The organism is Streptomyces albus subsp. chlorinus (assembly GCF_013302895.1).
In the GTDB taxonomy this organism is placed as follows: Bacteria; Actinomycetota; Actinomycetes; order Streptomycetales; family Streptomycetaceae; genus Streptomyces; species Streptomyces chlorinus.
Genome location: NZ_VJOK01000001.1, coordinates 4,907,054 through 4,918,335, shown reverse-complemented (window position 1 = coordinate 4,918,335; position 11,282 = coordinate 4,907,054). Strand labels below are relative to the sequence as shown.

The 11,282-nt window shown below is 73.5% G+C and carries 9 protein-coding genes; 5 read left to right on the top strand and 4 right to left on the bottom strand.

Features of this window, described 5'->3' with window-relative positions; all coding sequences use genetic code 11:
• Nucleotides 1-3,238, top strand: a 3,238-nt coding sequence (locus FM076_RS21580) for an NACHT domain-containing protein (protein WP_173872626.1), incomplete at its 5' end; no start/stop codon positions are given.
• Nucleotides 3,239-3,302: 64 nt separating this feature from the next.
• Here the strand turns inward: FM076_RS21580 and FM076_RS21575 are convergent.
• Nucleotides 3,303-3,689 (bottom strand): VOC family protein, encoded by a 387-nt coding sequence (locus FM076_RS21575; protein WP_173872625.1) that lies wholly within the window; start codon nt 3,687-3,689, stop codon nt 3,303-3,305.
• 112 nt (nt 3,690-3,801) lie between these two features.
• Here FM076_RS21575 and FM076_RS21570 point away from each other — a divergent pair, with 112 nt between their 5' ends.
• The 4 genes from FM076_RS21570 to FM076_RS21555 all read left to right on the top strand — a co-directional run bounded on the left by FM076_RS21570 (nt 3,802) and on the right by FM076_RS21555 (nt 8,992).
• Nucleotides 3,802-5,238 carry a class II fumarate hydratase gene (locus FM076_RS21570; protein ID WP_173872624.1) on the top strand — a complete coding sequence of 479 codons (1,437 nt, stop codon included), beginning with the start codon at nt 3,802-3,804 and terminating at the stop codon, nt 5,236-5,238.
• A 91-nt stretch (nt 5,239-5,329) separates the two neighbouring features.
• A complete protein-coding gene (fomD, locus tag FM076_RS21565) occupies nt 5,330-6,040 on the top strand; it encodes a cytidylyl-2-hydroxypropylphosphonate hydrolase (protein WP_173872623.1) in 711 nt (236 codons plus the stop codon).
• A gap of 104 nt (nt 6,041-6,144) precedes the next feature.
• Nucleotides 6,145-6,855 (top strand): methyltransferase domain-containing protein, encoded by a 711-nt coding sequence (locus tag FM076_RS21560; RefSeq protein WP_173872622.1) that lies wholly within the window; start codon nt 6,145-6,147, stop codon nt 6,853-6,855.
• A 49-nt stretch (nt 6,856-6,904) separates the two neighbouring features.
• On the top strand, nt 6,905-8,992 hold the full coding sequence (locus tag FM076_RS21555; protein WP_173872621.1) for a SpoIIE family protein phosphatase: 2,088 nt from the start codon (nt 6,905-6,907) through the stop codon (nt 8,990-8,992).
• A 109-nt stretch (nt 8,993-9,101) separates the two neighbouring features.
• Here FM076_RS21555 and FM076_RS21550 read toward each other — a convergent pair whose 3' ends face one another.
• From FM076_RS21550 to FM076_RS34060, 3 genes are all read right to left on the bottom strand, one after another.
• Complete coding sequence (locus FM076_RS21550; protein ID WP_173872620.1) at nt 9,102-9,632, bottom strand: alkyl hydroperoxide reductase; 531 nt, start codon at nt 9,630-9,632, stop codon at nt 9,102-9,104.
• A 3-nt stretch (nt 9,633-9,635) separates the two neighbouring features.
• Nucleotides 9,636-10,190 carry a redoxin domain-containing protein gene (locus FM076_RS21545; RefSeq protein ID WP_173872619.1) on the bottom strand — a complete coding sequence of 185 codons (555 nt, stop codon included), beginning with the start codon at nt 10,188-10,190 and terminating at the stop codon, nt 9,636-9,638.
• Nucleotides 10,191-10,425: 235 nt separating this feature from the next.
• Entirely contained in the window at nt 10,426-10,629 is a 204-nt protein-coding gene (locus tag FM076_RS34060; RefSeq protein ID WP_173872618.1) for a DUF397 domain-containing protein, read from the bottom strand.
• Nucleotides 10,630-11,282 lie beyond the last annotated feature (653 nt).

Here is an 11,282-nt window from a genome sequence, read left to right as displayed (position 1 = left end):
CCGGGTGCTGGACCGGCGGCGGGCCGCACGCCCCCGCACCCCGCTGCCCGCGCACCGGCTCGACCAGGCCACCGAGCGGCTCGCCGAGGCGCTGCGGCGGCAGTACGGCCGGGAGGACCAGCTCGCCCTCTCCCCGGTTACCACGCCCACGCCCATCCCCGTCCGCTGGCGGGCCGCCGACCCGCTGGTCACCGACCACGAGAGCAACCTCCTCGGCACACCCGCCGACAGCACACCCGCAGCCGGCACCTCCGCCGACAGCACACCCGGGGCCGGCCGGCCCGCCGACGGCATACCCGCGGCCGGCACCTTAGCGGCCGGAACGCTGGAGGCGGAGGGCGAGTTCGCGGGCATCCCCGCCTTCTTCGCCTCCCTCCCCCGCGGCCGGCTCGTCGTCCTGGGCGCGCCAGGCGCCGGGAAGACGGTCCTGGTCCACCGGCTCGCCCGCAAACTGCTGGAGGCGCGCGGCCCCGCCTCCGCCGCGCCCGTCCCGGTCGTGCTGCCACTGGCCTCCTGGAACCCGGGTGAGGGCCGGGGCCTGTGGCGGTGGGCGGCCGAGCGGATGAGCGCCGAGCACCCGGTGCCGCTGCCGACGCCCGAGGCCGCGCTGGACCTGATCGAGTCGGGCCGCGTCCTGCCCGTGCTCGACGGCTTCGACGAACTCCCGGGCCCCGGCCAGGCGGAGGCGCTGCGGCAGCTGCGCGCCAGCCTCACCGCGCACGCGCGCTACGTCCTCACCAGCCGCACCCGCGAGTACACCCGGGCCGTGGACGGTGCCGCCCTCCCGCTGCCGGGCGCGGTGGCCGTGGAGCTGTGCCCGCTGACCACCGGCGATCTGCTGCGCTATCTGCCCCGTACCAGCCGCCGCACCAGCCGCGAGGACCCCGGGCGCACCAAGTGGTCGCCCGTGCTGGAGCGGCTGGCCGACCCGGGGGACACCGCGCGCGAGACCCGGGTGCTGCGCCGGGTGCTGAGCACCCCGCTGATGGTCGCACTGGCCCGGGTCGCCTACAGCGAGACCGGTGCCGACCCGGCCGAACTGCTGGGCGCGGGCCGCTTCACCACCGTGCAGGCCGTCGAACGGCACCTGTACGACGCCTTCCTGACGGCCGCGTACGCCGACGCCGGGCCCGGCCGCGCGGAACGCGCGCGCGGGTGGGCCGCGTTCCTCGCCGGCCACACCCGCCACACGGGCGGCACGGAGATCGCCTGGTGGCGGCTGGAGGAGGCGCTGCCGTCCTGGCTGAGGCGGCTGAGCGTGCTGCCGGCCGTCGTCACGGCGACGCTCACCCTCCGCTTCGCCGCCCCGGGGGCGCCCTGGTGGGACCGCTGGGTGCCGGTGCCGCTGTGGGCCGGGTTCGCCCTGGTGGCCTTCGCGTACGCGTGGGACGAGTGGGGCGGGCGCCCGGCCCGCGTCCCGCAGCAGCTGCGGCTGCCCCACCCGGCCGGGGCGCGGGCGGTCCCCCGTACGCGGAGGGCCGGCCGGCTAGCCGGCTGGGCGCTGTCGGCGGCCGGGGTGGTCTATCTCGCCGGCGGGCTCGCCGGACCGTACGGCAGGAACCTGGCGGCGGTGGTGGCAGCCGCGTTCTTCGGGTACGCCGCGCTGCGCCGGGCGGTGGAGCACGTCAGGAGACCGGCGGACCCGGAGACCGCGACGGAACCCGCCCGGCTGCTGCGCCGCGACCGGCGCGCCACCCTGGTGCTCGGCATCGCCCCCACCCGCGACGACGGTGATCCGGCCTGGCCCTGGGCCCTGCCCGCACTGATGCTGGCCGGGTGGCAGCTGCTCGGCGGCCGGGACGTGGTGGGGGCCACCACCTGGCTGGGCACCGCCGCCGGAGCCGCGCTGAGCATCTGGCTGCACGAGATCACCACCTCCGCCTGGGGGCGCTACACGCTCGCCCGCCTCTGGTTCGCCGCCACGGGACGGCTGCCCTGGCGGCTGATGGACTTCCTGCGCGAAGCACACGGCCGGGGCATCCTGCGCCAGGCCGGCGGCGTCTACCGCTTCCGCCACATCGAACTGCGCAACCGGCTGGCCGCCGACGTACCCGTCCGTACACGGCCGGACCGGCGGTTGTCCGCGCTCGGCGGACCGGCCGCCGGGTTCCTGGCCGGGCTGGGCGGCCTCGTGCTCCTCTCCGTCCCGCTGGGGGTGCTGGGCGCGGACGGCGTCCCGGGGCCGCATCCGGGCCCCGCCACCGCCTGCGCGGTGCTGTCCGGCACCACCCTGGAGGCACTGATGGCCGATCCGCTCCGCGTCGCCGACGGCGACACCTGCCGCGCGGACGAGCAGGCGCCCTTCGTCCCCGAGGTCCGGGTGGCGGTGCGGCTGCGGGTGGCGGCGCCGGGGAGGGGGCTGAGCGGCGCGGAGACGGCGCACCGCGCGTTCCGGTCCCTGCTGGAGCAGGAGCGGAGCCGGTGGCGGGTCGTGCGCGGGTCCGGGCGCTCCGGCCTCCCGATGAGCTTCGATGCCCGGTCCGGGCCGGGCGGCGAGACGGTCCGCGTCGTGACCGTGGCGTGGGGCCCGGACACGGGCGGTCCCGGGCTGCGGCAGGCACGCTACACGGCGCGGCACGGGAACCTGCTGGTGACCGTCGACTACGCGGAGGAGTTCGCCTCGCAGCGGCGGGCGGCGGCCGTCGCCGAGTCGCTGCTGCGCCGGGCGCTGGGCCGCACGGACGCGCGGGACCCGGCCGGCATCCCGCGCGCCCGTCCGCCCGCAGACTCCCGGCTGACCCGTTACCGGCAGCCCGAGCGGCGGCTGCACGGGGCGGTGTGGGGCCGCCGGGAGCGCTCGTACCTGTGGGAGTTCCCGCTGGTGTCCCTGCGGCTGCGCGCTCCCGAGCAGCTCACGTGCGAGTGGGAGCCGCGCGGTTCCCGCGTCGACGAGTACGACTGCGCGAGGCGGACCGGACCGGCCGCCCGCACCGTCCCCCGGCTGCGGCTGCACCTCGCCGAGCTGTCCTGCGGGGCCCGCTGTTCGCGTGCGGAGTCCCGCGGCTTCGCGGCGGACCGCCCCGGGCCCGCCGCGGTGCGGTGGCGCACGCGGGGACGGAACGGGCCGCTGTTCGCGGTGCGGCGTACCGCGAAGGAGTACGAGCTGCGCCTGTGGACCGAGCTGCCGGGCGGGCGGGCCGACAGGCAGCTGTGGGTGAGCGTCCGCGTCCCGCCCCGGCACGCCGCGCTCGCCCAGAAGATCGTCAACAGCGCCTGGACCCAGCTCGGTGGACGGTGAGCACCGGGTGCGCACTGCGGGGCGGGACGGGGCGGCGCTGACCGGCTCTCCGGGGGTGCTCCGCTCAGTTCTCCCGGCCCTCCGCCCGCTGCGCGGGGGTGGCCAGCAGGCAGAACTCGTTGCCCTCCGGGTCGGCGAGGACCGTCCAGTCCGCGTCCCCGGACTGGCCGACGTCCACCTTCCGGGCGCCCAGCTCCAGGAGCCGGGCCAGCTCCTCCCCGGTGCTGCTGCCGTCGGCGCGCAGGTCCAGGTGGAGGCGGTTCTTGAGGGTCTTGCGCTCGGGGACGGGCAGCACGTCGATGCCCGGCTCCGGCTTTCCGGGCGGGCCGAGGCACAAGGAGCCGTCCTCGCCCTCCTCCACGATCTGCCAGCCCAGCACCCGGCACCAGAAGTCCGCCACCCGCCGAGGCTCCACCGCGTCGATGCACAGCACCGCGATACGACTCGTCATGGCGGCGACCCTAGCCAGGAATGTCCGGGGCGTGCGGGATGCTGGAAACCGTGTGGGCCGGGTACGGCCGGACAACGACGAGCACCGTCAGCACTGGGCAGGGGTACGCACGATGACCGAGAGCACCGACAGCGGCGAGTACCGGACCGAGCACGACTCGATGGGGCAGGTGCGGGTCCCCGCGCACGCCAAGTGGCGGGCGCAGACCCAGCGTGCCGTCGAGAACTTCCCCGTCAGCGGGCAGCGGCTGGAGCGCGCGCACATCGAGGCACTGGCCCGGATCAAGGCCGCGGCGGCGGTGGTCAACGCGCGGCTGGGCGTGCTGGACCGGAAGCGGGCCGAGGCGGTGCGGGCGGCCGCCGAGGAGGTCGCCGAGGGCCGCTGGGACGACCACTTCCCGGTCGACGTCTTCCAGACCGGCTCCGGCACCTCCTCGAACATGAACATGAACGAGGTGCTGGCCACCCTGGCCACCGAGCGGCTGGCCCGGGAGCGCGGGGAGGAGGGCGGCGCCGGGGACACGGACGTCCACCCGAACGACCACGTCAACGCCAGCCAGTCGTCCAACGACGTCTTCCCCTCCTCCATCCACATCGCCGCCACGGCCGCGGTGACCGCCGATCTGATCCCGGCGCTGGAGCACCTGGCCGAGGCGCTGGAGCGCAAGGCGGAGGAGTTCGCGGACGTGGTCAAGTCCGGGCGCACGCACCTGATGGACGCCACGCCGGTCACCCTCGGCCAGGAGTTCGCCGGTTACGCGGCGCAGATGCGCTACGGCGTCGAGCGGCTGCGCGCGTCGCTGCCGCGGCTGGCCGAACTGCCGCTGGGCGGCACCGCGGTGGGCACCGGGATCAACACACCGCCCGGGTTCGCCGCCGCCGTCATCGAGGAGGTGGCCCGCGCCACGGGCCTGCCGCTGACCGAGGCGCGCGACCACTTCGAGGCGCAGGGCGCGCGGGACGCGCTGGTGGAGACCTCGGGCCAGCTGCGCACCATCGCGGTCGGCCTCACCAAGATCTCCAACGATCTGCGCTGGATGTCCTCGGGCCCGCGCACCGGCCTGGCGGAGATCGCGCTGCCCGATCTGCAGCCGGGCTCCTCCATCATGCCGGGGAAGGTCAACCCGGTGATCCCCGAAGCGGTGCTGATGGTGGCCGCGCAGGTGACGGGGAACGACGCGACGGTCGCGGCGGCGGGCGCGGCGGGCAACTTCGAGCTGAACGTGATGCTGCCCGTCATCGCCAAGAACCTGCTGGAGTCGGTGCGGCTGCTGTCCAGCGCGGCGCGGCTGCTGGCGGACCGCACGGTGGACGGCATCACGGCCGACGTGGAGCGGGCCCGCGCGTACGCGGAGTCCTCCCCCTCCGTGGTCACCCCGCTCAACAAGTACATCGGCTACGAGAACGCCGCCGCCGTCGCCAAGAAGGCGCTGGCCGAACAGCTCACCATCCGCGAGGCGGTGCTGGCCAGCGGCTACGTCGAGCGCGGGGAGCTGACGACCGAGCAGCTGGACGAGGCGCTGGACGTCCTGCGGATGACGCACCCGTGAGCCCCGGCCGCTGAGCCCCGGGGGGCACCTGGCCGGTGCGCTGCGGCACAGCTCACGGCGGGCCGGCGGGAGCGGCGCCTAAGATCCCGTCATGACAGCGCAACAGGCGACGGCGACCGAGCACTGGCCCACAGGCACCCCCATACTGTGGCGCTACCGTGCCAACGGCGCCGCGTACCCCCACATCTGTCGCCCCGTCACCGTCGTGCGCGACACCCCCGAGCTGCTGGCGGCCTGGATGGCACCTGGCACGCTGTGCGCCCGTCCCGAGATGGCGGACGGTACCCCCCTGCACCGCGAGCCGCTGGCCACCCGCTACACCAAGCCGCGCAGGACCGCGTTCACCCGCTGGTCGGGCACGGGCGTGCTCAAGCTGGCCCGGCCCGGCGAGCCGTGGTCGGTGTGGCTGTTCTGGGAACGCGGCTGGCGGTTCAAGAACTTCTACGTGAACCTGGAGGAGCCCCTGCTGCGCTGGCCGGGCGGCGTGGACTCCGAGGACCACTTCCTGGACATCGAGGTGTCCCCCGACGGACGCTGGGAGTGGCGGGACGAGGACGAGTTCGCCGAGGCCCGGCGGGTGGGGCTGCTCGACGCGGCCCAGGCCGAGCGGGTACGCGAGGCCGGACGGCGGGCGGTGGAGGCGGTCCGCGCCTGGGGGACGCCGTTCACGGACGGCTGGGAGCACTGGCGGCCCGACCCGGGCTGGCCGGTGCCCGAGCTGCCCGAGGACTGGGACCGGCCGCCCTCGGCCGGCGCGCCCTCCCCCGGCACATCGCCGCACCCACCTCCCGGTGCCCCTTGATAGGCAGCCATACTGCAAACGTAGGATCAACCTCCGTACGCATCCGCCGCACAACTCCTCTCACCCTCCGGGGACTTGACCGGCAGCCAGGAAGGAGCCCAGCCGTGAGCAGCTCTGCGGGTTTTGGGGCTGGCCAGACAGCCGGGGCAGGCACCGGGGCATACGACGGCTTCGACCGCACCACTATCGACAGATCGGGGCAGTCCGAGGCGTTCGACGCCATAGGGGACCGCTACGACGAGGCGTTCCCTCACAAAGAGGGACAGATCGCCGGGGCCGCCTGGCTGGTGTCCCAGCTGGCCCCCGGCTCCCGTGCCCTGGACGTCGGCTGCGGCACGGGAGTGCCGACGGCACGGCAGCTGGCCGACGCCGGACTCGACGTCGTCGGCATCGACCTGTCGTCCTCGATGCTGAAACTGTGCCGCGACAACGTCCCCGAATGCACCTGCCGCAAGCTGGACCTGGCCGACCTGGAGACGGCGGGCCTGGGCCCGTTCGACGGTGCGGTCGCCTTCTTCTCCCTGCTGATGCTGCCCCGCGAGGAGATCCCCGTCGCCCTGCGGATGCTGCACGGACAGCTCACCGGCGACGGCCCGCTGGTGCTGGGGATGGTGGAGGCGGACGTGAACGATTTCCCCATCCCGTTCCTGGGCAACACGATTCGGGTATCCGGCTATCTGCGGGACGAACTGCGTGGGGTGGTCCAGGACGCGGGATTCGATGTCGTGGAGGAGGACGCGCGCGCGTACGCTCCTGCGAGCACGGACATACCGCCCGAGATTCAGCTCTTTCTGCACTGCCGACGACGCCCATAGACCGCGAGCACCTGGCGCTGGGCGTGCGCCGACGCGCAGCCCCGGATGGATGGAAACCGAACGCGTGACGGAGCACGAGAAACCTGCGGCGAGCAGCACCACCGAGCCGACGCAGCCCAAGCCCTCGGGCGAAGCCCGCACCGGCCCCGCCGGCGCCCCGGACGCCACCGGCCCCGGCGCCGCCGGGAGCGGAGCCGGGCCGTCCCCGCACAGCCACGAGGCGGTTCCCCCGCAGCCACAGCCCCACCCGCACCCACAGGCGGCCGACGAGAGCGCCGATCCCGCCGCCCGGAGCGGCAGCGAGCGCACCGAGCGGGAGCGCCGGGGCGGCGACCGGCTGCGCTTCGTGGGCGCGGCGACGCGGCGCATCGCCCGCGGCGTCGACCTGGACGAGACGGTGCTGGGCCTGTGCCGGGCCAGCGTTCCCGCTTACTCGGACGCGATCCTCGTCTACCTGCGCGACCCGCTCCCGGTGGGCGACGAACGGCCCACCGGCCCCTTCGTGCTGCGGCTGCGGCGCAGCGACCGCATCCCCGACGACCCGCTGGCCGCCCAGGCGCTCCAGGCCACCCAGACCATCGCCGCGGGCCCGGTGACGGCAGCCGCCGAACACCCCGAGCACCCGCTGCCCCCGGCGCGCGGCGAGGGCGGCGGGCTCTCCCTCGGGATGGTCTCCGGCATGGCGGCCGGAGCGGCCGGCACGGCGGCGGCGCAGCTCGCCGAGGTACGGCCGGGCGGGCCACTGGCCGAAGTGCTGCGCGGAGTACGCCCGGTCTTCGCCGACTCGCCGTCGGCCAGCGCCGCGCTGCCCGAACTCCTCGGCCCCGACCGCGAGGTACCCACCGGCAACCGCGCCATCCTCGCGCCGCTGCGCGGCCGGCGCAGAGTCATCGGCGCCGCGGTCTTCCTGCGGCGCCCGGAGCGCCCCGCGTTCGAGCCGGACGACCTGCTGATCGCCGCGCAACTGGCCACCCACACCGCGCTCGGCGTCGACAAGGCGGTGCTCTACGGCCGCGAGGCGTACATCGCCGACGAGCTGCAGCGCACCATGCTCCCCGACGAACTCCCCCAGCCCACCGGCGTCCAGCTCGCCAGCCGCTATCTGCCCGCCGCCGAGACGGCGCGGGTCGGCGGCGACTGGTACGACGCCATCCCGCTGCCCGGCTCGCGGGTGGCACTGGTCGTCGGTGACGTGATGGGCCACTCGATGACCTCCGCCGCCATCATGGGCCAGCTGCGGACCACCGCGCAGACCCTGGCCGGACTCGACCTGCCGCCGCAGGAGGTGCTGCACCACCTGGACGAGCAGGCGCAGCGGCTGGGCAGCGACCGCATGGCGACCTGCCTCTACGCCGTCTACGACCCGGTCGCGCACCGCATCGTCGTCGCCAACGCGGGCCACCCGCCGCCGGTCATGCTGCACCGGGGCGGCCGGGCGGAAGTACTGCGGATACCGGCCGGGGCGCCGATCGGCGTGGGCGGCGTCGACTTCGAGGCCGTCGAACTGGACGCCCCCGCGGGCGCGACCCTGCTGCTCTACACCGACGGGCTGGTGGAGTCCCGGCAGCGCGACGTGTGGACCGGCATCGAGCACCTGCGCGAGAAGCTGGCGGCGACCGCGCGGCTGACCCGCCCCGGCGCCGCCGCACCGCTGGAACCGCTGTGCGACGAGGTACTGGACATCCTCGGCCCCGGCGACCGGGACGACGACATCGCGCTGCTGGCCGCCCGGTTCGACGGGATCGCACCCAGCGACGTCGCCTACTGGTTCCTCGACCCGCGCGCCCAGACCGCACGCCAGGCCCGCAGACTCGCCCGCAGGGCGCTGGTCCGCTGGGGACTGGAAGAGCTGTCGGACGCGGTCGAACTGCTGGTGAGCGAGATCGTCACGAACGCCGTCCGGTACGCGGAGCGTCCTATCACACTCCGGCTACTGCGGACGGATGTGCTGCGGTGCGAGGTGGGGGACGACGTCCCCCAGTTGCCCCGGCTGCGGCAGGCCCGCGCCACCGACGAGGGCGGGCGCGGGCTCTACCTCGTCAACCGGCTGGCCCGCCGGTGGGGCGCCACCCGGCTGTCCACGGGCAAGGTCGTCTGGTTCGAACTCCCGGTCCCGGACCCGGCCCCGGAGCCGTGACGGTTTTTTCCCCGCGCTTGGGAGGTCCGGCTCCCCCAGCCTCCCGAGCACGGTACGGAGCGGCATCAAGGCGCCGGGCGCCTCGATGCCGCTCGGGCACACCTCGCCCTCAGGCGAGCTGTGCCTCGGCGTCGAGGGTGGTGGCGACTGCCTGGACGACCGCGGCGATCTTGAACGCCTCCTGGATCGTCTCGCGGTCCACCCCGGCCTTGCGCAGCACCTGCTCGTGGGAGTCGAGGCACTGCCCGCAGCCGTTGATCGCGGAGACGGCGAGCGACCACAGCTCGAAGTCCGTCTTCTCGACACCGGGGTTGCCGATGACGTTCATCCGCAGACCGGCGCGCAGGGTGCCGTACTCCGGGTCCGACAGCAGGTGCCGGGTGCGGTAGAAGACGTTGTTCATCGCCATGATGGCGGCGGCCGACTTGGCCGCGGTGTACGCCTCGTCGCTCAGGTTCTCCTTGGCCTCCGGCTCCAGCGCGCGCAGCACGATGCCGGAGCGGGACGCGATGGCACAGGCCAGCACAGTGCCCCACAGCTGCTGCTTGGGCAGCTCGGAGTTGCCTATGACGGAGCCGAGATTGAGCTTGAGGTCCTTCGCGTAGTCCGGAAGGGCCGACTTCAGATCGTCGAGAGCCATGGCTCACTCACCGGCCAGCAGCGCGACCGGGTCGAGGGTCTCCTCGCCCTTGGTCCAGTTGCAGGGGCACAGCTCGTCGGTCTGCAGGGCGTCGAGGACCCGCAGGACCTCCTTGGGGTTACGGCCGACGGAGCCGGCGGTCACCATCGTGAACTGGATCTCGTTGTTCTGGTCGACGATGAAGACGGCGCGCTGCGCGAAGCCGTCCTCGCCCTCGATGCCGAGCGCGCGCATCAGCTCGTGCTTGGAGTCGGCCATCATCGGGAAGGGCAGCTCGGTCAGGTCCGGGTGGTCCTTGCGCCAGGCGTGGTGCACGAACTCCGAGTCGCCGGAGAAGCCGAGGATCTGGGCGTCACGGTCGGCGAACTCGTCGTTCAGCTTGCCGAAGGCGGCGATCTCGGTCGGGCAGACGAACGTGAAGTCTTTCGGCCAGGCGAAGACGACCTTCCACTTGCCCTCGTAGGTCTTGTGGTTGATCGTCTCGAACTCCTTGCCCTTCTCCAGGGAGACGCAGGCGGTCAGCTCGAACTCAGGGAACTTGTCACCGACGGTGAGCACGTACACACTCCTTGCACTTGCGGCCAGGATGCCGGGATTGCATGCATTCCTGGAGGTTGGTCGAACCCACCTAACCACATGGGGCATTGATCGCGGAAATAGACATAGGTGAGCTGTTTGATCGGGTGGAGCTATCAGCGGATCGGCCGACACGCGCGGCCCAGGGAAGAAACGATCTTCGGACATGGACCGGCCCCGCTCCGAGCCGAACGGAGCGGGGCCGTCGTGACGGGTGTCACATGTTGTCGAAATGACCTTCGGCCGCACTTGTCACAAACGCCTGCCACTGCTGAGGCGCGCACACGAGCGTGGCCCGTTCCCGGCCCTTGGTGTCCCGGGTAGCTACCACGTCCGCGAGGAACGCAACCTCGACGCGGTCCGCCTGCCCATTGCTGCGACTGGATATGAACCACACCGCGCTCTCAAGCTCGTCGTTCACGTCTCCCTGCTATCCCTGAGATCCGGGCCGCTGAGTCCTGATCGTCGTGTACCGCTTCCCAGATGCCCGCGAATGCGCGTTCGTAAGAGTCGATCTCGTGGGGCTTGTCTCCCTGCCGTTCGGTCACAAGGGGCTTGACTCCGTACTTGCGCCGCACCTGGTGCGGCAGCTCAAGCAAGTGAAGGTTGTCCCCTCCCGTGAACTGCCAGGCGTCGCCTGCGCTCAGGTAGCGCCTGGTTTCCGGCGGCCCGACCGGGCCGCGTCTGCTGCGAACTCACGGCACTGTCCCTGGCTGAGCATGCCCGGGGGCGGGGCCGGGGCCTGTGTGGGAGGAGGGAGAAGGTGTCGGACTTCTGGACCCTGGAACGGGTGCGGGCGCTGATCGTGCTGCGTCGCCGCTTGGGGAACCGTGGCGGCAGCGGCTCAGCCGAGTTCGCCAGCCTTGGTGAGTGGCCGGGTGAGTACTCCTACGTGCGGTTATCGCCGCTGGGCTTCCGGGTGGAGGCGGACGGCCGTACCGGGGGGCGGCCTTGCGGGTCCTTCGGCAACGTCATCCAGTCGTGGAGCACGTGCTCTGTACCTGCCTGGCAGTGCTGGGGCTGCTTGCGGCGCTGAGTGTGGGGCTGTGGGGACCGTGAGGGAGTGGCCCGTAC